Origin of the sequence: Nonlabens sp., from assembly GCF_039941875.1 — a bacterium.
In the GTDB taxonomy this organism is placed as follows: Bacteria; Bacteroidota; Bacteroidia; order Flavobacteriales; family Flavobacteriaceae; genus Nonlabens.
Window position 1 is genome coordinate 39,340 of the sequence record NZ_JBDVDQ010000018.1, and the last position, 21,771, is coordinate 61,110.

A 21,771-nucleotide genomic window follows, 5' to 3' on the forward strand; every position below is an offset into this window, starting at 1 on the left:
CTTAGAATCTAAAGTGTGAGAATGCTTTATTTGCTTCAGCCATCTTGTGAGTATCCACCTTTTTCTTGACAGCAGCACCTTCTTCCTTGGCCGCAGCAAGGATTTCAGAAGCTAATCTTACAGAAAAAGATTTTTCGTTACGCTTACGAGAGTAACTAATCAACCACTTCATTGCTGTAGATATCTTTCTATCTGGTCTGATTTGCATTGGAATTTGAAACGTAGCACCACCTACACGGCGTGAACGCACTTCAACGTGAGGCATAACGTTAGATAACGCATCTTTCCACACTTCCAAAGAAGTTTTTTCTTCATCTTGATTTTTCTCTTCTACAATATCCATTGCATCATAGAAAAGTTTAAACGCTGTTGACTTCTTTCCGTGTAACATCATCATGTTAACGAAACGTGTCACTAGCTGGTCGTTAAAACGTGGATCCGGAAGGATAGGACGTTTCTTGGCCTGTCTTTTTCTCATTTCTTCTTGTTGAAATTGTTAATTAAAAAACCCTAACAGAGTATTGCTAGAATCTTTAAAAATTGGTTTACTTCTTCGGGCGTTTTGCTCCGTACTTAGATCTACGTTGTGTACGGTCTGCAACACCAGCGGTGTCCAGTGCCCCACGCACGATATGATATCTAACTCCTGGCAAATCTTTTACCCTTCCACCTCTAACCAATACTATCGAGTGCTCTTGTAGATTATGTCCTTCTCCTGGGATGTAAGCATTTACTTCCTTACCGTTAGTAAGTCTAACCCTTGCAACCTTTCTCATTGCTGAGTTAGGCTTCTTAGGTGTAGTTGTGTAAACACGTGTACATACTCCACGACGTTGAGGACAAGAATCTAAAGCAGCCGATTTACTCTTCTTGGTTATTTTGGCTCTTCCTTTACGTACTAATTGTGAAATCGTTGGCATATTGTTTTACGCTAATAAATTAATTCCCTTTTTTAAGAGTCGGCAAAGGTAGGAATAAAAAAACGTTATTCAAACCTCAGTTTCAAATATTTAGAATATCTTTTCAAAATACATAAGAAACAAGAAAAAACAACCGTTTACAAAATGATAAAAAACAATAGATCTTAATGAAAATTAAATCATTCATAGTCCTTATTATATATATACTATCCTCCATTTCTTTATTCTCACAAAATAAAGAAGTCATACTACAGTATAAAAACAACACTACAACAAAAATAGACTCTACAAGAGTTATAAAAATAAACAACTCCTCTACTCCTCTTAAAGTAACCGATAGCATAAAGTCTAAGCTGAAAAATCAAGGGTATTTAAACCTCTTAATTTCAAGACCTAAAAAAATAACAAATAATAACTCCGAAGTAAATATTATATTAAATCAGAAATACACCTATATAAAATACATTCTTCAAATTAGAAACAAACAAGATAGTTTGATTATGAATTCGCTTTCGCGAAAGCGAAAAAACACAATAACCATTAAGGATCAAAAGAAATTTATTAACAACTACAATAAGCAATTAAAAGAAATAGGCTACCCTTTTAACGAAGTAAAATTCTCGAATATAAACCTAAACGACAGCGATACTATAACAGCCAATTTGAATTTCAAGATTATTAAAAAGCGATATATCGACAACATCATTCTAAAAGGGTACACTAATTTCCCGATAACAGCAATAAGCACATCCAGTAACAAAAGAAAAACCTATAATGAACAAACCATTAAAGAAATCGATGAAATCATAAATAACACACCCTTTGCTAAACAGACCAAAAAAACTGAAGTGTTGTTTAAAAAAGATTCTACTAACGTTTTTCTCTATTTAGAAAAAATAAAAACCAACACTGCGGAAGGGCTATTAGGTTTTAACAACAGCACTGACGGAAAACTTGAGCTTAACGGTTATATCGATCTTAAATTACAAAACAATCTGAATCGAGCTGAGACATTTATATTACAATACAGAAACGATAACGGAGATCAGACCAATCTACAAACAAGCATAAACCTGCCATATGTCTGGAAAACCCCAATAGGCATAACTACCGAATTAAATATACAAAGAAGAGACAGCACATATCAAAGTACATCTTTCAGTACAGGATTATTTTACAAACCGAACTGGACAAGCAGTATAGGAATAAACTACAAGGCAACAACATCAAACGCAACTGAAAGCGATATCAATTTAGAGAACTACCAAAAAAATGGATTTGAAATAGTATCTAGTTATCAAAATCAGTCGAACGATCCATTAATGCCAGAAAACTTTAAAGTTTCAGGAAACATTGGACTTTTTAAAAGAACTGGATTAGAAAATATTGAAAAACAAATAAATTTTAACGCAACCTTTTTAAAATTATGGCATCTATCTAATAGAAGTAAATTTATAAGTATGATTACCGGCTATTATTTAAAATCAAATGGCATTCAATTTAATGAACTTTATCAGTTTGGAGGATCAGGAAGCATTAGAGGTTTTAATCAAAATAGCATCGACAGCTCTTTCTATACAACGCTCGCTACAGAGTATAGATACCGTTTAAACGATCAAATATACCTTCACACCATTCTAGATATAGGGGTATTTGAGAATTTTAACAGTAAAAACCTTGATAAGCTATATGGTTTTGGAGGTGGAATTGCAATTTTAACACAAGCTGGAATATTAAACTTAAGCATAGCAAACGGTCGATTTGAAGACGCTAAAGTGGACTTATCCAGCACAATAGCCCATATAAACTTGAAAATCTCCTTCTAACATGTTAGCTTAATGTTAATGAGATCTTAAGAAATAGTATAAATAGAACACTTAAAAGTTGTTTTATTAACTTCTTTTTTTGATTTTTGGAGCTGGCTAATTCAAATAAATCTAAACATGAAAACAAAATTAAATGGAATTTTGACGCTTTTACTAGCGTTAGTTGTGCAAGTAGCTTTTGCACAGCAAACTGTTACCGGTAAGGTAACTGATGCCGATGGCGGTCTATTAGGAGCAGTTGTATCCGTAAAAGGAGGAAGTGCTAACGCAACTACTGACTTTGATGGAAACTACTCGATCCAAGCTGGACCAGAGGACACTTTAGTTTTCACCTACTCAGGTTACGATACAGTTTCCATACTAGTAGGTAATCAAACAGTTATCAATACAGCTATGAAAGCCGGATTAGATACTGTAGTTATTCAAGCTTACCGTACTACTACAAAAGCAACTAGTAATGTTGCGAGTACTACAGTAACTGGTGAAGACACTAAAGACAGACCTAACGCCTCTATAATACAGAGATTGCAAGGTCAAATCCCTGGTTTAAATGTACAAACAGGATCTGGACAACCTGGTTCAAACTCTACAATTCAACTACGTGGACCAAGTTCAATACTTGGAAATACTGAGCCACTTATCTTAGTAGATGGTGTGCCAGTAGATGAAGATGTATTTAGATCTTTTAACCCTAATGATATCGAGAGTACAACAGTACTTAAAGATGCTGCAGGTACTGCTATTTATGGTAATCGTGGTGCAAATGGTGTAATTATCTTAACAACTAAATCAGGAGGATTCAACTCTCCTTTAAAAGTTAGCTATACAGGTACTACTTCTTTTTCAGAATTAATCGATAACGATTATGATCTTTATGATGCTAAGGGATACCTGAGACTAGAACAAAGCCAAAATGCTGGTTTAGGAGCAACTCTTACAGATGCTGAAATTGAAGCTTTTGGAGTAAATACTGACTGGCAAGATGTTTTCTATCAAACTGGTGTTTCTCAATCTCATAACTTATCATTATCATCGGGAAGTAAAAATGCTTCTCAGTTTACCTCTATAAACTATACTGATCAAGAAGGTACTATACTTAATAGTTCATTGAAGAGATTTAGTTTGAGAAATAACATTACTGGTAAGTCTGAAAATGGAAGATTTAGATATGGTACTAATGTGTACATGGGTTATTCAAAGAATGCTTCTCAAACTGAACCTGACAATGATAGAAGTAATTTCATTTACTTCAACTCTTTATTCGGAGCTAATAATGCATTACCGTATTTAGATCCAGCAACTTATGATCCAAACATTTATATACCTTATTTCCAAGGACTAGCTAACTTCCCATTTGTTTTAATTGATAATACCACTCAAAACAGAAATACCGAAGATGAGTTGAAGATGATTATCGGAGCTAATGCTGAATATGACATTAATGACGAATTTACTTTAAGATACCGTATAGGTGTAGATTATCAAAGCGTAGTGGGATTAAGAGCTAATCCACCAACGTCAGCATTATCTAGAATTAGAGGAGGAGCTAACTTAGAAGGAGATCAATCCGAAACTTACCTAAGAGATTTCCGATTTAACTCTAACCTAAATTTAGGATGGAAGAAGAAATTTGGTCAAGGAGAAGAATCTGAGAAAAAACATACTGTAATTGCAAACGCTTATCTTGAATATGTAAAAGGGCATTTAAAGCAATTTGGTTATAACCAAAATGGTTTAGACCCAAGAACATTTGCATTCGGTGATGGTAGTGGTTATTTAACTGATGGTACTGCTAATGACATCTATGTACCAACAGTATTTGCTGGAAAAAACACAGCAGGTCTATTCTCATACTTTGGTGAAGTAGATTACGATTATGATGAAAAATATGGTTTCACTGCAACTTTAAGAAGAGATGCTTCTTACAGATTTACAGGAGACAATAAGTATGGTACATTCTATTCTGTAGCAGGACGTTGGAATTTACATAAAGAAGATTTCTTAAAAGATTCTGAAGTAATTAATGTATTAAAACTAAGAGCATCCTATGGTGTAACTGGTAACGATAGATTAGGTGGTGGTTATTATGCAGCAGCAAGTAACACAAGACAACTTTTCGCAACATTTACAGGTTATAATGATACACAAACTTTCGTAAGAGGTGGAACTATTGCTAACCCAGATCTTAAATGGGAAACCGTTTCTACTTTGAATTTAGGTGTAGAATTTCAAATGTTTGACAACAAGTTAAGAGGTACTCTTGATGTTTACGACAGAAACACAGAAGATTTATTCTTTAGTCAATTTATTTCAGGAATCAATGGTGCTTATTCTACAACTGCTAACTTAGGTGACATGTACAATCGTGGTGTTGAACTAGGCTTAAGTTATGATTTAGTACAGAGAGTTGAAGATGATGATTTTTACGCTACTGTATTTGGTAATTTAGCATACAACAAAAATGAAGTTACTTTTGTAGACCTACCAGATGGTAGACAAGATAACAGTGCTTCAGGAACCGTTGTTGAAGTTGGACATCAGCTAAATGAATATTTCGTTGTGCCTTATCGTGGTGTTAATCCTGCAAATGGTAACCTATTGTTTGAAGACATTAATGGTAACTTAACTGAGAACATTACTAGTGAGGATAGAAGACACACTGGTAAAGATTCAAATCCTGATTTCCAGGGTGGTTTTGGAGCAAATGTTGGTTATAAGAACTTTTTCTTAGAAACGCAATTTAGTTTCATGACTGGTATTTCTAGATTTGACACTAACCTAGATGCATATTTTGATCCGACAAACATCGGAACTTACCAAGTAACTTCTGCATTTGACAGAGCATGGACTCCAACAAATAGAGTTACAGATGTACCTGCAATTGCAGCTACGAACTTAACTGCAAATGGTATTAACACAGATCGTTTCTTAACTGACTCTGATTTTTTAAGATTACGTTTTGTACAGATTGGTTATAATTTCCCTACAGAATTAACAAATGAAATTTTCCTAACTTCAGGAAGAATTTATGTTAATGCTGAGAACTTATTAACTTTCTCTAAATGGAATGGAAGTGACCCAGAACGTCCTTCTAATGTATCAGGAAATAACTTTCCTACACCAAGAACTATTAGTGTTGGTATCGATTTAAACTTCTAAAAAAAAAAACAATGAAAAAAATAATAGTATTATTAGCTGCTGTAGCCATCACATTTTCTTGTGAGGATGCTACAGATATAATTCAACCAGGAGAGTTAGGTGCAGCAAATGCATTTGCTACAGTTGACGATTTAAAAATAGGAACATTAGGTGTATATTCCGCAGGGAATACATCTGGTGAAATAGACTTTACATCACAATTTACAGATGAAATCGCTGTAGGTTTAGTAGGTGGACAAGGTTCTTCACTACATGGTTATGCATTAAACCCTTCTACTGGCTTTGCAAGTAGTATCTGGGTTAATAATTACAGCCTTATCTTAAGAGCTAACGTATTGCTAGCAGCAGCAGAGGGTATTACTCCTGACGCTACTGACGCAGCAGAACAAGCAGTATATGATGAGAGTGTTGCAGAAGCATTAACCTTAAGAGCTTATGGACATAGTAGACTACTTAGTTTCTATGCTGAAGATTTAGCAGATGATTCATCTTTAGGTGTAATTGCTGTTGATTTTGTACCGAATCCAACTGATAAATTTGGTAGAAATACAGTAGGAGAAGTTATGCAATTGATAAATGATGATTTAGATAGAGCTGAAGCTTTGTTTACATCGGCAGGAACTATTTCTTCTCAAACATTTATTGACGCCAGATTTGTAAGAGCATTACGTGCTAGAATGGCTTTATATAATAAAGACTATCCTGCTGCTGCTGCTGCTGCAAACTCTGTATTAGCTAGCTACACTTTACCAACAACAGCTGACGAAGCTGCTTTCCGTGATGTATGGACTGACACACCAGGTGCTGGTAATAATGAAGTTATATTTAAATTTGAAACTACATTAAACACTGGACCAAGATTAGGCCAGATATACAACACTAACGAAAGTGATTTTGATGGAGCTGTAAACTATGAAATGAGTAGAAATTTATTTGATGTTTTAGATGCAAACGCTACAGCATTTGGAGATATCAGAAGAGAAGTTTATTTAGATGCAACTTCAGTAGTTTCTCCAGATTATGCTGCCGAAGCTAATCCAAGAACTGCAGATGTATTAATTGTTGATAAATACCCTGGTGACCCTACATTAACAGGTTTAGTTGCTGGTTATACTAATGACACCAAAGCTATGAGAGTAGTTGAGATGCATTTTATTCTTGCTGAAGAAGCTGCTAGTAGAAGTGATTTCACAACTGCTGCACAACAAATAAAAATCATCAGAGATGCACGTTACACAACACCTGCTCCTGCTCCTGTATACGCTAGTCAAACCGAAGCATTTAGTGATATCTTAGCTGAAAGAAAAATTGAGTTTTTTGCTGAAGGTCATAGATATATTGATGTAAAAAGAATCGGTGATTTAGCAGGTGAAGGTTATGACAGAAATGAAATAGACTGTACACTTTATCCATCTGCAGAATGTGATTTAAGCTTTAATGACTTTAGAGTTCAAGCTCTTCCTATTCCACAGGATGAAACTAGAACTAATACTGTTATCGCTGCACAACAGAATAATGGTTACTAATATCTAAAATTTAAAAAAATGAAAAATTATATAAAATTTATTGGAGTTTGTATGATAGCATTACTTGCTTCATGTGATGATGATGCTGTTGTATTTGACAATGTAAACGGAGATACAGCTGTTTCATTCAAACAAACTAATTTTGAAACATCAGTACCCCAAGCTGGTGTAACAGTAACTGTACCTGTAGAAATAACAACTATTTCTACAGAAAACAGAACTTATAACGTTTCTTTATTAGAAGCTGATGACACTGCCGCTATTACTTTAGGATCTGTTGTTATCCCTGCTGATTCTTATGAAGGCGCCTTGGACATAAGCATAGATTTTGCTGCTATTGGTGGTAATGATGGTGAATTAAGAGAAGCATCTATACAGCTAACACCTTCTGAAGGTGCTACTGCTTATGCTGATATTGTAAACCTAACTTACTTCCGTGAAATAGTATGTAACGATGCTACACTTACTATCAATACAGATAGTTTTGCTTCGGAAACTGGATTTCAAATAATAGATGATGCCGGTGTGGTTGTTTATGAATTAGCTACTGGATCTTTAGCTAATAGTGTACAAACATTTACAACTGATATCTTCTTAGCTGACGGATGTTACACAGCTGTAATTACAGATTCATTTGGAGATGGTCAAGTTGATGGAACTAATCCTGATGGTAACTTCACACTTACCTGTTCAATTATCACTTTTGCTTCAGGTGGTGGTTCTTTCGGCGCAAGTCAATCAGTACCTTTCTGTGTAAATCAGTAATTATTGATACACATTATAAATTTAGAAACCCAAGCTTAGGCTTGGGTTTTTTTATACCATAAACTCAAATAATTACTACTACCTTTGCAGCATGGAAAAGACTACATACATTTACGGAATAAGAGCTATTATAGAAGCTATAGAGAGTGGTAAAGAAATCTCTAAACTATACCTTCTTAAAGAGGCAGACGGCGTTCTAATGCATCAGCTTCAAAATACTGCACGTAAAAACAATATAGCAGTTTCTTATGTACCTAGCGAGAAATTAGAACACATTGCAAAAGGTGGAAACCACCAAGGTGCAGCCGCAAGTATATCACCTGTTAACTTTCATGATCTAGAAACCTTATTAGAAGGAACAGATATGGAGAGCAAACCATTGTTCTTATTATTAGATGGAGTGACCGATGTTAGAAATTTTGGTGCCATTATACGCACAGCAGAATGTACCGGAGTAAAAGCCATTATAGTATCTGAAAAAGGAAGTGCTCCTGTAAATGCAGCTACTGTAAAAACAAGCGCAGGAGCTGTATTTAACATGCCTATTTGTAAAGTGAATCACATTAAAGACGCTGTATTTTTATTACAAGCATACGGTGTGAAAACTGCTGGGGCCAATGAGAAAACTACAAATTTAATATATGATGTAGATCTCAACATACCACTAGCAATAATTATGGGTAGTGAAGACAGAGGTATTAACCCATCTACTTTAAAGATTCTAGATCACGTGGTAAAATTACCTATGCAAGGAGACATTGCATCGTTAAACGTGTCTGTAGCATGTGGAGCAATGTTATATGAAGTAGTAAGACAAAAGCTATAAGCTTATACTTCTACTCTTCTTCATCAGAGAATTCAATGAAGTTTCCGTTTTCATCAAAATGACGCATAAACAGATCTTCATCTTCATTATAATGTTCTAACTCCCACAAATACTTTTTCTTTTGTGGGAGTTTATTTTTAGTAAAAATTGCTAATACTATTCCAGAAATGGCACCACTCAAGTGTCCTTCCCAAGATATACCTTCTTCTATAGGAAAAACATACCAAACCATGCTACCATAGAAAAAAGCAACTAAAAAACTTAATGATAATAGTTTGTAATGACCAGTAAACAATCCCTTGAAAAACAAGAAAGCTGTTAACATATACACCACTCCGCTTGCTCCTATATGATACGATGGCCTACCTATTAACCAAGTAAGACCACCTGTTAACAACAGCCCGGTGATTAGAACAAATAAGCTAATTCTTCTATAAAAAAAGGAAAGCGCTGTTAATAGTATCAAGCTAGGCAATGAATTACTCCATAAATGTTTAAGACCTGAATGAATAAAAGGACCAAAAACGACACCTTGTAAACCAGATATTTTTTGTGGTAGTATCCCATGCCTATTGAATCTTAGATGAAATCTCACTTCTAGCCAATACACGCCCCACATGATAAGCACAAAAAGCAAAGCAGGCACTACGGTTACTATATCAAATTTAAAATAATCAGAATCTTTCATTACAAAACAGTTATCAATATGGAAGCCAAACGTATATCTACCAAGAATGTCATGACATAAACGACAAAACTATTGTTAATCAAATTGTATCCGTAAGGTAGAAACTTTAATTTTGCACCATGCAAAACACACCTCTAGCAGAACGTATACGTCCGTCTAATCTTGATCAATACCTAAGCCAGCAACATCTAGTAGGTGATAAGGGAACTTTAAGACAACATATTCTTAACGGCACCACACCATCTCTGATTCTATGGGGTCCTCCAGGCACAGGTAAAACTACACTTGCACAAATTATTGCAGCAGAAAGTAAACGTCCATTTTATATACTTAGCGCCATTAATAGCGGTGTAAAAGATATTAGGGATGTAATTGAAAAAGCAAAGAACTCAGGAGGACTTTTTACTACTAAAAATCCGATTTTATTTATAGACGAGATACATCGTTTCAGTAAGTCACAGCAGGATTCACTATTAGGAGCTGTTGAAAAGGGATGGGTTACACTGATAGGCGCCACCACAGAAAACCCTAGTTTTGAAGTCATACCAGCACTTTTATCTCGCTGTCAGGTTTATGTTTTAGACGCTTTCGCGAAAGCGGATCTAGAAAATCTACTAAACAGAGCCATAGAGATCGATGAAGTATTATCTAAAAAACATATAGAAATAGCAGAAACAGATGCATTAATAAGAATAAGCGGTGGTGATGCAAGAAAATTACTCAACGTTTTTGAATTAGTAGTAAATGCCCAAACTGCAGAAAAAATTATAATCACCAATAAAATGGTGTTATCACAAGTACAAGCAAACCCTGCTAGGTATGATAAAACTGGTGAGCAGCATTATGATATTATAAGTGCATTTATAAAGTCTATAAGAGGTAGTGACCCTAATGCAGCAGTGTATTGGTTAGCAAGAATGATAGAAGGTGGAGAAGATTTAAAATTTATAGCACGTAGAATGCTTATTCTATCTTCTGAAGATATCGGTAACGCAAATCCTACTGCATTAATTATGGCTAATAATACGTTCCAAGCAGTATCAACCATAGGATATCCAGAATCTCGCATTATTTTGAGCCAGTGTGCAGTTTATCTAGCCACTTCGCTAAAGAGTAACTCTAGCTATATGGCTATAGGGAACGCTCAACGTGCCGTAAAAGAAACTGGCGACTTATCTGTTCCATTAGGACTAAGAAACGCTCCTACAAAGCTTATGAAAGAATTAGGCTATGGTGAAGAGTATAAATATGCACATGACCATCCAGGTAATTTTGCTCATTATGATTTTCTACCTACAGAGATAAGTAAAACAAAATTCTACGAGCCTGGTAATAACCCTAGAGAACAATCGCAAAGGGACTTTTTACAGAAACGATGGAAAAATCATTATGATTATGATAATAAAGGATAAATATCCTTAAGGCGATGTACTACTACCTCTCCTTCTTCTATTTCTTCATTAGTGACATGAAACCATATGGTCGGTAAGCCTATATTCTGAGCTCCTTTTATATCTGCTTCTAGACTGTCTCCTATCATGATGCTATTTTCTATCGTGGCACCTGCCATTTCTAGTGCTTTGTAAAAGATTTGTGGTGCTGGTTTTTTCACACCTGCAGTCTCACCTGTAAGAACTACCTGAAAGTATTTTGACAATCCAGAATTCTTCACTTTATTTTGCTGTACACCATTAAATCCGTTAGTAATTAAGTGTAATTGATACTTATCATACAACGCGTCTAAAAGCTCTATACAACCATCAAATAAATGATTATGATTGGGCAGGTATTTGATATACAAATCTGCAAAGAGATGTATTTGCGCGTCTGTTAATGGAAAATCACATGCATCAAAAGCAGTTTTAAGTCGTTGAAAACGCAAATCTTCTTTAGTGATTTTGTTTTCTCTAAACATGCGCCAAAATTGCAGATTAAGTGGTTCATATATACTTATGAATTTGTCTAAATCTAAATCAACCTGATGCTCCTCAAAAATTTGCTGGTAGGTTAATTTACTGTTCAGATCAAAATCCCATAATGTATGGTCCAAATCAAAAAAAATGTGTTCTATTTTATTAAACTTCATTATCGTATATATATTCTAACGTGGTAGTCGCATGACTTTTTAATCCTTTCTCAAATTGTGCATAATTAAACATTACAATAAAATGTCCTGACACCTCTTCTACCCTTCTTTTTAATTGTTGTACGACTTGTTTTTGCCCATTAAGCATATTGCTAGATATACTTTTGTAATGCAAAGCATATGGATATATTAAAAGAGGAGTTTGAACTTCATAATCTAAGTCATAGAAATAGAAAGGATGACTCGTACTAGCTCTAAAACCAGGCATGGATTCATAACCCATACTGTAATCTTCTAGTTTTTCTAAATCTACTAACCGCTTATAATGACCAGGTGTTGCTATTTTAGAATAAGCTGCCATTGTTTTATGTAAAGATCTATTAGATATTTCTTCAAACTTTCTACCCTGATTTAAAACCTCATTGTCACTACAATAGAAAGAAAAACGCAAACCTATATCTAGATAATCGCCTATTTGCTTTATGGCCTCACGATATTTTCTAGAGGTATAATTGATACCGTTATCTACACGATTATAACTTCCTAAATGAAAAAAGAAAATCATATTTTGTGCAGCATTAGTAGATTTCTTACCGAATTTCCATTTCTTTCTTATGGTTGTGATTAACTCTTCATAGTTTTTAAAAGGATCTACCCTTAACCCAAGTAACACTACTATTTGTTTAAAAAAAGGTCTGATTTTTAATCTCCTCAAATGATTATAAAGCATCATTGAATTATCCAAAGCTCCTCTACCTCTATATTTAAAAAAAGAGGATACCTCAATAGCGACAGTTGTTTTAAGCTTCTGTTTTCTGGTTAATGAGACCTCAAAATTTCTATTCAAGATGTCTAGAAGTTTTCTAACCCATAAATCTACCACTGGTAATAAAATAAAACTACCTTGAACAGCTACACTCTCCTTAGCGCTATACCTACCCAAATCATCTTTAACTTGTGGCAAATACTCTTCATATCGAGTAATTAAATAAAAAGCGGCAGAAAATATATCAAAAGGAATATCACTTCTATCTGGTGCTTTAAAAAAAATAGGTAATTCATCCCATTTATGAAAATCTATCTCATGATAATCTATTCCAGTTTCATCTAGCAAGCCCTGAGACCATATAAAAAGCTCATCTCCTAGAGGCTTAACTCCATAACTTAACTTTACACCAGAGTGACTTACAAATTCACTTACATCTGATGTAAGTTTATATTCTTGCATCATCATTCTACGGAAAATATGCTTGAAAATATATTCCTTTCTAGGTGTTATATGAGAACAGTAAACTAATATCATTACATCAGGCCTTCGTCTGCAAAGCTATAAAAGCCTTGTTGTGTTATAATTATATGATCTAGAACTTTAATATCTAATAATTTACCTGCTTCTACCAGTTTCATAGTAAGAGCTTTATCCTGATGGCTAGGTTTTAAATTCCCACTAGGATGATTATGAGATAATACCATAGCCACTGCACCTGCTTCTATCGCTTTTTTAAATACTAATCTAGTATCTACTAGCGTACCAGTTATGCCACCTATACTTATATTTTTTTTCTCCAAAACTTTATGACTATTGTCTAACAATAAGACCCAGAATTCTTCGTGAGGCAATTCTCCTAGAATAGGCTGCATAATTTTAAAAGCATCATTACTAGATTTAATCTTAGGTAACGTTATAGGCATTTCCATTGCGCGACGTTTTCCTAACTCCATTGCTGCTGCGATGGTAATAGCCTTAGCCTCTCCTATCCCCTTATATTTCATAAGTTCCTTAAGGCTTTTTTTACCTAATATATCTAATGAATTTTGAGCGTCATTAACTATTATACGACTTAATTCTACAGCACTCATTTTACGTGTACCGCTACCTATTAAAATAGCGATTAACTCTGCCTCAGAAAGTGATGAACTACCTTTATGTAACAATTTTTCTCGAGGCCTATCATTGAGCGACCAGTCTTTAATAGAAAAATGAGCTTTTTCTTCTTCCATGAACGAAAGATAGAACTTATCTCACAAAAACCGGCTCGTTTTCTTTAACGGTTTCTTGTTCAGAGTATTTATAATCATCCATCGCAAATGCCTGAATCCCTTTTAAAGAGTCGATTTTATTCTCTACCAGATATCTCGCCATGGTACCTCTCGCTCTTTTTGCAAAGAAAGAAATGATTTTCAACTTACCGTTTTTAAAATCCTTAAAAACAGGAGAGATCAACGTACCATGCTGTTGTTTTTTATCTATAGCCTTAAAATATTCATTACTAGCTAGATTAACTAATAACTCACCTTCTTTCATTTCTTTATTTAAAGCTGGAGTAATTTTATCTTTCCAGTATTCATAAAGGTTTTTATTGCTTTCTATAGGTAAAGAAGTTCCCATTTCTAATCGATAAGGTTGCAATAAATCTAACGGTCTTAAGTAACCGTACATTCCAGATAATATACGAATGTTATCTTGCGCATAATCTAAATGCTTAGAATCTAGATCATAAGCGTTAAAACCAGTATAAACATCTCCTGAAAACGCATAAATCGCTGGGCGTGCATTTTCTGTATTAAATTCTGACTCAAAACTTTTATAGCGTTGGTAATTAAGATCTGCTAGCTTATCAGAAATATGCATTAATTCACCTACCTCGCCTTTACTCATGCGTTCTAACTTTGCATTTATCTTTATGGCGTCTTCTACAAATAAAGGCTGTGTAGCTCTATTAGTAGGCAAGTCGGTTTTGTAATCAAGTGATTTTGCTGGAGAAAGTAGGATTTTCATGACTTCTATTTTGAGTCGTAAAAATAGTATCGGTAATATAAATAAGCACTCAAAATCAAGTTAAGTTCTAGATACCTTAATAGGTAATATTTATCATAACCAAAACAGTGATAGTCATAAACTATAAGTAAAAGTAATTATCTCGCTTTCGTGAAAGCGAGATAATCCTAATCAATTTACATATCCTTAGAGTTAGTCGCATAAACACGCCACTTATCAATACACTCTACCATATCAGATGGAACGTCGCTTGTAAAACTCATCCACTCCTTAGTATGTGGGTGCTCAAAACCTAATGTTCTAGCGTGTAAAGCCTGACGTGGTAAAACTTTAAAACAATTATCTACAAATTGTTTATACTTAGTGAAGTTAGTTCCTTTAAGAATTTTATGACCTCCATAACGCTCGTCATTAAATAAGGTGTGTCCTATAAATTTCATGTGTACACGTATTTGATGTGTACGACCAGTTTCTAGACGGCAGCTTATAACGCTTACATAACCTAGATCTTCGGTCACCTCATAATGTGTAACTGCCACCTTACCTTTATAAGCATCGTCACCTAACCATACCGTGTTTTGCAAACGGTTTTTAGGGTGTCGTCCTATGTTACCTTCTACCGTTCCTTTAGGCTCATTAAAGCTACCCCATACTATAGCGATATATTCTCTCTCGCTAGTTTTTGCAGCAAATTGAGCAGACAGATGCGCCATTGCTTCTTCAGTTTTTGCAACAACTAGTAAACCACTGGTATCTTTATCTATTCTATGTACCAGTCCTGGTCTATTACTGGTGTTGTTAGGTAGATTATCAAAATGATGAATCAAAGCATTAATTAATGTCCCTGAATAGTTACCATGTCCTGGATGCACTACCATACCTGCAGGCTTATTAACGACTACTAAATGGTCATCTTCATAAACTACATTTAATGGAATATCTTCAGCCACAAGAAGTGATTCATGCGGTGGATGATCGAATGAAACTCTAATATCATCAAGAGGTTTTACCTTATAATTAGATTTTACAACCTCACCATTTACAGTAACCGCTCCTTCTTTTATGCCTTGTTGAATTTTAGAACGCGTTGCATTCTCTATAAAATTCATTAAATATTTATCTATACGTAAAGGATCTTGTCCACTACCTGCAACAAAATGATGATGCTCGTGTTTTACATTTCCCTCTAACTCTTCGTGTTCAGACTCGTTATTCATTAGTTACTCGATTCTTGGGTTGCTTAAAGATTACTACCATCTGCTAATACTAAGTCTATAGTAGATGTTTTACTTAACTGTGTTCCAGGCTCGAGTTTCTTACCTTTATAACGCATTTCTAGCACTGTATTCTCTGCAATGTTGGGCTTGTAAGTAATATTACCTATTTTAAAGCCTAGTGCTTCTAGTGTAGGTATAGCCTGTCTTTTAGTCTTATAAATTAAATTTGGAACCGTGACTTTTCCATAACCAGATGCATTTAATTTTATATAAACCTGTCTATTCTCTTTTACTAACTTATCTGCTAGTGGGTCTTGTTCTATTACCGTTCTAGGTGCATAAGCTGGGTTAAAACTAGCACTATCTATAATCTTGCGACGTAGATCGAGTTGTTCTAATTGCTCATCTACCTGAGTAAGTGTAAGCTTTTCTAGGTTAGGCACTTTAATTTTTTGGTCATGATTAGTGTACCAGTCTAGCCAAAATAAATATGCAAAACATAGCAACACAGTTACCAATGCAGCAATTACTACTTGGATCCAAAAGGCTTTAGTAAAAATGAATCTGAAGAAATTCATAAGGATAAAATGATTTTATAGGCTCGAAAAGATGTATTTTTCTTTAACCGTTAATAAAAGAACAAAGATAAGGATAGAAAACGTTCTTAGAACGACATCTTTTTTAACTTTGTTGTTTAAGCTTGTTTATAAAATTAATTAATGAAAAACATCGCAGTTTTAATGGCTGGCTATTCTCATGAGTGGGAAATCTCTATGAAGAGTGGCGCTGTCATTGCTCAGAATTTAGATTCTGCCTTATATAAAGTGTATCCAGTTGCTATTTTACAAGATAGCTGGCACTATAAAGATGCTGCTGGCAAGTGTCATGAAATAGATAAGAATGATTTTAGTCTAACGGTTAACGGCGATAAAATCCATTTTGACTGTTGTTATAACACAATTCATGGTACCCCAGGAGAAGATGGAAAAATACAAGCTATGTTAGAGCTTTTAAACATTCCACAAACTTCTTGTGACTCTTATCAAAGTGCAATTACCTTTAATAAAAGAGATTGCATCGCTATCTTAAAACCATGGAATATCACCACTGGTAATCACATGTACCTGAACCAAGGTGATCAAATAGATGCAGAAATTATTGCTCGCAACATAGGTCTACCTTGTTTTGTTAAGGCAAATCGTAGCGGAAGCAGTTTTGGCGTAACAAAGGTTTACAAGACCAAAGAAATGGATGCTGCACTAGAAATAGCATTTGAAGTGGATGACGAGATTATTATAGAATCATTTCTAGATGGTGTAGAGGTATCTGTAGGTGCTTATCAAATAGATGATGAAATTAAAGTACTACTACCTACTGAAATTGTTAGTGAAAATGACTTCTTTGATTACGAAGCAAAATATCAAGGCAAATCAAAAGAAATAACGCCTGCGCGCATTACAGATGCAAACACACGTGTAGTTCAAGAAACCACTAGACGTATATATCAAGTCCTTAAACTTAAAGGACTAGCACGTGCCGACTTTATTTTTCACAATGGCACACCACATTTTATTGAGATTAATACTAATCCTGGAATGAGTGAAGAGAGTATAATACCACAACAAATAAGAGCATCTGGAGATACTATGAAAAATGTATTTACAGCAATAATTGAAAACACCATCAAACATTACAACTAATGAAAAGAGCCGTTTTTCCAGGAAGTTTTGACCCTATAACACTAGGTCATTTTGATATTATCGAAAGAGGTTTAGGCCTTTTTGACGAGATTATTATCGCCATAGGTGTAAATGCAGATAAGAAATACATGTTCTCCTTAGAAGAGCGCAAGCGTTTTATAGAAGACTCCTTTAAACATGAGCCTAAGATAAAAGTGATGACTTATTCAGGACTGACCATAGATTTTTGTAAAAAACAAGAGGCCTCATTTATTTTAAGAGGACTGCGCAATCCAGGCGATTTTGAATTTGAAAAAGCTATCGCACACACTAACAGAAAACTATCTGAAATCGAAACCGTATTTTTACTTACTAGTTCTGGTAAAAGCTACATTTCTTCTTCTATAGTAAGAGATGTTATTAGAAACAATGGTGATTACACCAGTTTAGTACCAGACACTGTAAGAATATAAACATGAATAAACTTATAGCACTATTTACTGCAACACTTCTATTCTACTCTTGTAAGGAGACCACTCAAAAAGAAGCTATACAAGAAGCCAAAGAATACCCAACTGCGTTTGAACTAGGTAACGGTAACCAAACTGCTACCTATAATGAAGTTATTAAATTTTACGAAGAACTCTCTACCGACTTTTCTAACATCGAGCTAGAAGAAATAGGCCAGACTGATAGCGGGAAACCCTTGCATTTAATAAGCTTTTCTAAGAATACCATCAACTGGAATAGCGCTAATGAAGATAAAATTAAAATTTTAATAAATAATGGTATCCACCCAGGAGAAAGTGATGGCATAGATGCTACCATGATGCTCATGAGAGACCTAGCAACAGGTGCTATAGACGCTCCAGATAATTTAATATTCAGCACAATAGCTGTTTATAATATAGGTGGTGCATTAAATCGTAATACATCCACACGTACCAATCAAAACGGTCCAGAAGAATATGGTTTCAGAGGTAATGCTCGTAATTATGATCTTAATAGAGATTTCATAAAAGCAGATTCTCGCAATGCATTAGCTTTTTATGATGTCTATCATAAAATTAATCCAGATATTTTTATAGATAACCATGTAAGTAATGGTGCAGACTACCAGTACACACTCACACATCTATTTACACAACACAATAAATTAGGTAGTGCGGCCGGTGATTATTTACATACACAATTACAACCACAATTAGAAAAAAGACTGGCAGCTCGCGATCTACCTATCACGCCTTATGTAAACGTGCACAACGCATCTCCTGTAAAGGGTTTTTCACAATTCATGGACTATCCAAGATATTCTACTGGATATACCAGCTTGTGGAATACACTAGGCATGATGGTAGAAACGCACATGTTAAAACCTTATAAAGACCGAGTATTAGGAACTAAAGCCATCATGGAAGAAATGATTGCCATAGGATCTGAAAATATCGACACTATAAAAAAGGCCCGCAAAAACTCCTTCAATAATTTTGAGAAATCAACGCATTACACGCTTAATTACTCCATCGATAAAACACAGGCAGACACATTAGACTTTCTAGGTTATGAAGCAGTAATAGGAAAGAGTGACGTTACAGGAAATGATTTACTTACATATGATCGCAGTAAACCATTTAATAAAAAAACAGTTTACCACAATTACTTTGTAGCAACCGACAGTGTATCCATACCAGATTATTACGTAGTACCACAAAGTCAGTGGAAAGTAATTGAATTAATGCGACGCAATAACATACAACTAGAGTTTTTAACTAAGGACACTACCCTTACCGTAAGTAAATATCGAATAGCAAACTACAAAACGGCCACTACCGCATATGAAGGTCACTATCCACATCGCGGTATTGATGTAAAAGAAGATGTTGTTGAGTTACGCTTTCGCGAAAGCGATATAATCATCCCAACGCGTCAACCTGGCATTAGATACATCATTGAAACACTAGAACCAGCTGGACAAGATTCTTTCTTTAAATGGAATTACTTTGATACTATTTTACAGCAAAAAGAAGGTTTTTCTAGCTACGTATTTGAAGCTACAGCTCGTAAACTATTGAGTGAAAACAAATCTTTGAAAAGAGAATTTGACTCCTTAAAGAAAGTCGATGAAAATTTTAAAGAAAACAACAATCTACAACTTAACTGGATTCATAAACGAAGCGTAAATTATGAACCAGCACACCTTAATTACCCAATCTACAAATGGAACAAATAATGAAAAAAACAGCCCTAATTCTATGTTGTGCAGCATTGCTATCTTGTAATGAATCAAAAAAAACTGAAATAAAAAAACCACAAATAGAAGTCCAAATAACCGGAGAATTATCTCATGAAATTCTAAATAAAAAAATAGAGTGTAACAAAACATCATACGAGTATTCTATTCCTAATTTTAATTCTAACACAGATGCTGACCTTGTTTTAAATCATGAAATAACCAGCTTAATCACCCAAGACTTTATAGATGTGACATATGCAAAGGGTACTCCTTTAAAATCTCTTTTTGAAACATTCACATCGCGTAGAGAACGCATATTATGTGATGATAAAAAAATTGAGGGTTTTACTCAATTAGAAACACTTTTTGTAACTGACAATACTGAGTTCACTAGTTATGAAATAGAATACAGTAAAGTTAATAGCAAAGGAAGACTACTAAAAACGTATTTAAAGCCAGAGCTCAAAGAAATATATCTTAATGATCTTATTCCAGAAGAAAAAAGAAGAGATGTAAAAATAATTTTTGACGCAAATTTACAACAGGCAGTTGCAAACCTAGCACTAGAATTACCTGAAGGAGAAGTACAGAATAGGTTTACTGAACAGGTATTAAATAAAGTCTACCAATTTGATACCGCAGATTTTCAAAACACCGGTCTCTCTCTTGATTTTAAAAGTGATGTTTCTAAAAAAATAAGAGTATCTAAAATAGTTGAATTACCTAAAGAATTTGATTTTTTAAACAACACGATAGTAATCGAGATAAACGCTTTTGAATTGAGCCATTACTTAGACCTTTCTCGCGTTATGGACTAACATATCATCAGGAAAAAGCTCTCTTATATTAGCATAAGAATCTTTTAATGCCATGGTTGCCATTTCTTTATTAAGCCATACCGCTTTATCGATTCCTTCCTTCTTTTGAGGTTTTAATTTTTTTACAGAGTCTGTTTCCATAATAAACCAGTGGGTAAGCTTTAATTTAAGCTTGCCCTTTCTAGAAAAAGTATGGTAAGTATGACCTAGGTAATTAGTAATTCCCAGGTTTTTAACACCGGTTTCTTCTTCCACTTCTCTTATAGAAGTTTCTTCGATAGTTTCTCCGTCTTCTGCCTTACCTTTTGGGAGGTCCCATTTTCCATTGCGGTGAATAAAAAGGAAATCATTTTCTTGATTTAATACCAGTCCACCACCTGCAATAACCATAGGCAGCAATTTATGAAGCCTCTTTAAAAGCTTGGATTCATTTTTAGAATACAAAACAACATTCGTAAGCTCTTTGTTTTCAATCTGTTCTACCAGTTTATGAAAATCAACCTTTTTAATATTAAAGGTATTGTGATCTTTAAAATTGCTTTTATCTGAAGTGACGATTATAGCCACCTCTTTCACAAAAACTTTATACATTTGTGCCATGGTAAGAGATAAGGATATAGCAATAAAAACTGCTGAGTTATTGTTGCAAATTAAAGCAATTAAACTGCAACCGCAAACACCATTTACTTGGGCCAGCGGATGGAGTTCACCAATCTACTGTGATAATAGAGTAACTCTATCATATCCAGTGATTAGAAACTTTTTAAGAGAACACCTTGCAGCACGTATAGAAGAATTATATGGCAAGCCCGATGTTATCGCAGGAGTGGCTACAGGTGCAATAGGAATAGGTATGCTAGTAGCAGACTATATGAATCTTCCTTTCATATATGTAAGACCAGAAGCAAAAAAGCACGGTCGTAAGAATCAAATAGAAGGACATCTAGAAAAAGGTCAAAAGGTCGTAGTTGTAGAAGATTTAATAAGCACAGGTAAAAGTAGCCTAAATGCCGTGGATGCACTCAAGGAAGCTGGCGCTGACGTAAAAGGAATGTTAGCACTTTTCTCTTATGGCTTTGATTTTGCAGTAGAGAACTTTAAAGAATATAACATAGAGCTAACTACTCTAAGTGATTACAACCATCTTATAGAACAAGCTACACAAGCAGGTCATTTTAAAGATGAGGAAATAGAATTATTAAAAAGCTGGAGAAAAGATCCTAGCAACTGGAACGCATAATTATATAAG

Annotated in this window: 21 protein-coding genes; 11 read left to right on the forward strand and 10 right to left on the reverse strand. The window is 34.6% G+C overall.

All coding sequences use genetic code 11. From position 1 onward, the window contains the following. Position 1: 1 nt before the first annotated feature. Both rpsG and rpsL read right to left on the reverse strand, forming a co-directional pair. On the reverse strand, positions 2-478 hold the full coding sequence (gene rpsG, locus ABJF08_RS11380; RefSeq protein ID WP_041566866.1) for a 30S ribosomal protein S7: 477 nt from the start codon (positions 476-478) through the stop codon (positions 2-4). Positions 479-545: 67 nt separating this feature from the next. After that, on the reverse strand, positions 546-920 hold the full coding sequence (gene rpsL / locus ABJF08_RS11385; RefSeq protein ID WP_015361172.1) for a 30S ribosomal protein S12: 375 nt from the start codon (positions 918-920) through the stop codon (positions 546-548). A gap of 500 nt (positions 921-1,420) precedes the next feature. Here rpsL and ABJF08_RS11390 point away from each other — a divergent pair, with 500 nt between their 5' ends. The 5 genes from ABJF08_RS11390 (at position 1,421) to rlmB (ending at position 9,022) form a co-directional block, all read left to right on the forward strand. Then, positions 1,421-2,746: a hypothetical protein gene (locus ABJF08_RS11390; RefSeq protein WP_348116348.1), complete on the forward strand. Its 1,326-nt coding sequence runs from the start codon at positions 1,421-1,423 to the stop codon at positions 2,744-2,746. 117 nt (positions 2,747-2,863) lie between these two features. Beyond that, complete coding sequence (locus tag ABJF08_RS11395) at positions 2,864-5,905, forward strand: SusC/RagA family TonB-linked outer membrane protein (RefSeq protein ID WP_348116349.1); 3,042 nt, start codon at positions 2,864-2,866, stop codon at positions 5,903-5,905. Between the two features lie 11 nt (positions 5,906-5,916). After that, entirely contained in the window at positions 5,917-7,431 is a 1,515-nt protein-coding gene (locus tag ABJF08_RS11400; RefSeq protein ID WP_348116350.1) for a RagB/SusD family nutrient uptake outer membrane protein, read from the forward strand. Positions 7,432-7,449: 18 nt separating this feature from the next. Continuing rightward, on the forward strand, positions 7,450-8,196 hold the full coding sequence (locus tag ABJF08_RS11405; protein WP_348116351.1) for a hypothetical protein: 747 nt from the start codon (positions 7,450-7,452) through the stop codon (positions 8,194-8,196). A gap of 91 nt (positions 8,197-8,287) precedes the next feature. Further along, on the forward strand, positions 8,288-9,022 hold the full coding sequence (rlmB, locus tag ABJF08_RS11410) for a 23S rRNA (guanosine(2251)-2'-O)-methyltransferase RlmB (protein WP_348116352.1): 735 nt from the start codon (positions 8,288-8,290) through the stop codon (positions 9,020-9,022). A gap of 10 nt (positions 9,023-9,032) precedes the next feature. Here rlmB and ABJF08_RS11415 read toward each other — a convergent pair whose 3' ends face one another. Continuing rightward, positions 9,033-9,710: a rhomboid family intramembrane serine protease gene (locus ABJF08_RS11415; protein WP_348116353.1), complete on the reverse strand. Its 678-nt coding sequence runs from the start codon at positions 9,708-9,710 to the stop codon at positions 9,033-9,035. Positions 9,711-9,829: 119 nt separating this feature from the next. On the opposite strand from ABJF08_RS11415, the gene ABJF08_RS11420 reads away from it, so the two are divergent. After that, positions 9,830-11,122, forward strand: a complete 1,293-nt coding sequence (locus tag ABJF08_RS11420; RefSeq protein WP_348116354.1) for a replication-associated recombination protein A — start codon at positions 9,830-9,832, stop codon at positions 11,120-11,122. Here ABJF08_RS11420 and ABJF08_RS11425 read toward each other — a convergent pair. The 6 genes from ABJF08_RS11425 to ABJF08_RS11450 form a co-directional block, all read right to left on the reverse strand. Continuing rightward, positions 11,104-11,796, reverse strand: coding sequence for a YjjG family noncanonical pyrimidine nucleotidase (locus ABJF08_RS11425; RefSeq protein ID WP_348116355.1), 693 nt, complete (start codon positions 11,794-11,796; stop codon positions 11,104-11,106). The two genes, ABJF08_RS11420 and ABJF08_RS11425, sit on opposite strands and share 19 nt — an antisense overlap. Further along, complete coding sequence (locus tag ABJF08_RS11430) at positions 11,786-13,099, reverse strand: hypothetical protein (RefSeq protein WP_348116356.1); 1,314 nt, start codon at positions 13,097-13,099, stop codon at positions 11,786-11,788. The genes ABJF08_RS11425 and ABJF08_RS11430 overlap by 11 nt, the downstream gene beginning before the upstream one ends. Continuing rightward, positions 13,099-13,797: a DNA repair protein RadC gene (gene radC / locus ABJF08_RS11435; RefSeq protein WP_348116357.1), complete on the reverse strand. Its 699-nt coding sequence runs from the start codon at positions 13,795-13,797 to the stop codon at positions 13,099-13,101. The genes ABJF08_RS11430 and radC overlap by 1 nt, the downstream gene beginning before the upstream one ends. 16 nt (positions 13,798-13,813) lie before the next feature. Then, positions 13,814-14,575 (reverse strand): peroxide stress protein YaaA, encoded by a 762-nt coding sequence (gene yaaA / locus ABJF08_RS11440; protein WP_348116358.1) that lies wholly within the window; start codon positions 14,573-14,575, stop codon positions 13,814-13,816. Between the two features lie 176 nt (positions 14,576-14,751). After that, complete coding sequence (locus ABJF08_RS11445; protein ID WP_348116359.1) at positions 14,752-15,792, reverse strand: RluA family pseudouridine synthase; 1,041 nt, start codon at positions 15,790-15,792, stop codon at positions 14,752-14,754. Between the two features lie 23 nt (positions 15,793-15,815). Next, positions 15,816-16,370, reverse strand: coding sequence for a PASTA domain-containing protein (locus tag ABJF08_RS11450; RefSeq protein ID WP_348116360.1), 555 nt, complete (start codon positions 16,368-16,370; stop codon positions 15,816-15,818). Positions 16,371-16,511: 141 nt separating this feature from the next. On the opposite strand from ABJF08_RS11450, the gene ABJF08_RS11455 reads away from it, so the two are divergent. The 4 genes from ABJF08_RS11455 to ABJF08_RS11470 are packed head-to-tail and all read left to right on the forward strand — an operon-like array spanning position 16,512 to position 20,522. Then, a complete protein-coding gene (locus ABJF08_RS11455; protein ID WP_348116361.1) occupies positions 16,512-17,492 on the forward strand; it encodes a D-alanine--D-alanine ligase in 981 nt (326 codons plus the stop codon). Continuing rightward, entirely contained in the window at positions 17,492-17,944 is a 453-nt protein-coding gene (coaD, locus tag ABJF08_RS11460) for a pantetheine-phosphate adenylyltransferase (protein ID WP_348116363.1), read from the forward strand. The genes ABJF08_RS11455 and coaD overlap by 1 nt, the downstream gene beginning before the upstream one ends. 2 nt (positions 17,945-17,946) lie before the next feature. Then, positions 17,947-19,701, forward strand: a complete 1,755-nt coding sequence (locus tag ABJF08_RS11465; RefSeq protein ID WP_348116364.1) for a M14 family metallopeptidase — start codon at positions 17,947-17,949, stop codon at positions 19,699-19,701. Next, positions 19,701-20,522, forward strand: a complete 822-nt coding sequence (locus tag ABJF08_RS11470) for a hypothetical protein (RefSeq protein WP_348116365.1) — start codon at positions 19,701-19,703, stop codon at positions 20,520-20,522. The genes ABJF08_RS11465 and ABJF08_RS11470 overlap by 1 nt, the downstream gene beginning before the upstream one ends. Here the strand turns inward: ABJF08_RS11470 and ABJF08_RS11475 are convergent. Beyond that, positions 20,496-21,122, reverse strand: a complete 627-nt coding sequence (locus tag ABJF08_RS11475) for an NUDIX domain-containing protein (protein WP_348116367.1) — start codon at positions 21,120-21,122, stop codon at positions 20,496-20,498. The genes ABJF08_RS11470 and ABJF08_RS11475 overlap by 27 nt on opposite strands. On the opposite strand from ABJF08_RS11475, the gene pyrE reads away from it, so the two are divergent. After that, positions 21,121-21,762 (forward strand): orotate phosphoribosyltransferase, encoded by a 642-nt coding sequence (gene pyrE, locus ABJF08_RS11480; protein ID WP_104515683.1) that lies wholly within the window; start codon positions 21,121-21,123, stop codon positions 21,760-21,762. The genes ABJF08_RS11475 and pyrE overlap by 2 nt on opposite strands. Positions 21,763-21,771: the final 9 nt, after the last annotated feature.

Excerpts from the sequence above, each read along its gene's own strand:
- rpsG (WP_041566866.1), bottom strand. The coding sequence starts at position 478 with ATGAGAAAAAGACAGGCCAAGAAACGTCCTATCCTTCCGGATCCACGT.
- rpsL (WP_015361172.1), bottom strand. The coding sequence starts at position 920 with ATGCCAACGATTTCACAATTAGTACGTAAAGGAAGAGCCAAAATAACC.
- ABJF08_RS11390 (WP_348116348.1), top strand. The coding sequence starts at position 1,421 with ATGAATTCGCTTTCGCGAAAGCGAAAAAACACAATAACCATTAAGGAT.
- ABJF08_RS11395 (WP_348116349.1), top strand. The coding sequence starts at position 2,864 with ATGAAAACAAAATTAAATGGAATTTTGACGCTTTTACTAGCGTTAGTT.
- ABJF08_RS11400 (WP_348116350.1), top strand. The coding sequence starts at position 5,917 with ATGAAAAAAATAATAGTATTATTAGCTGCTGTAGCCATCACATTTTCT.
- ABJF08_RS11405 (WP_348116351.1), top strand. The coding sequence starts at position 7,450 with ATGAAAAATTATATAAAATTTATTGGAGTTTGTATGATAGCATTACTT.
- rlmB (WP_348116352.1), top strand. The coding sequence starts at position 8,288 with ATGGAAAAGACTACATACATTTACGGAATAAGAGCTATTATAGAAGCT.
- ABJF08_RS11415 (WP_348116353.1), bottom strand. The coding sequence starts at position 9,710 with ATGAAAGATTCTGATTATTTTAAATTTGATATAGTAACCGTAGTGCCT.
- ABJF08_RS11420 (WP_348116354.1), top strand. The coding sequence starts at position 9,830 with ATGCAAAACACACCTCTAGCAGAACGTATACGTCCGTCTAATCTTGAT.
- ABJF08_RS11425 (WP_348116355.1), bottom strand. The coding sequence starts at position 11,796 with ATGAAGTTTAATAAAATAGAACACATTTTTTTTGATTTGGACCATACA.
- ABJF08_RS11430 (WP_348116356.1), bottom strand. The coding sequence starts at position 13,099 with ATGATATTAGTTTACTGTTCTCATATAACACCTAGAAAGGAATATATT.
- radC (WP_348116357.1), bottom strand. The coding sequence starts at position 13,797 with ATGGAAGAAGAAAAAGCTCATTTTTCTATTAAAGACTGGTCGCTCAAT.
- yaaA (WP_348116358.1), bottom strand. The coding sequence starts at position 14,575 with ATGAAAATCCTACTTTCTCCAGCAAAATCACTTGATTACAAAACCGAC.
- ABJF08_RS11445 (WP_348116359.1), bottom strand. The coding sequence starts at position 15,792 with ATGAATAACGAGTCTGAACACGAAGAGTTAGAGGGAAATGTAAAACAC.
- ABJF08_RS11450 (WP_348116360.1), bottom strand. The coding sequence starts at position 16,370 with ATGAATTTCTTCAGATTCATTTTTACTAAAGCCTTTTGGATCCAAGTA.
- ABJF08_RS11455 (WP_348116361.1), top strand. The coding sequence starts at position 16,512 with ATGAAAAACATCGCAGTTTTAATGGCTGGCTATTCTCATGAGTGGGAA.
- coaD (WP_348116363.1), top strand. The coding sequence starts at position 17,492 with ATGAAAAGAGCCGTTTTTCCAGGAAGTTTTGACCCTATAACACTAGGT.
- ABJF08_RS11465 (WP_348116364.1), top strand. The coding sequence starts at position 17,947 with ATGAATAAACTTATAGCACTATTTACTGCAACACTTCTATTCTACTCT.
- ABJF08_RS11470 (WP_348116365.1), top strand. The coding sequence starts at position 19,701 with ATGAAAAAAACAGCCCTAATTCTATGTTGTGCAGCATTGCTATCTTGT.
- pyrE (WP_104515683.1), top strand. The coding sequence starts at position 21,121 with ATGGTAAGAGATAAGGATATAGCAATAAAAACTGCTGAGTTATTGTTG.
- ABJF08_RS11475 (WP_348116367.1), bottom strand. The coding sequence starts at position 21,122 with ATGGCACAAATGTATAAAGTTTTTGTGAAAGAGGTGGCTATAATCGTC.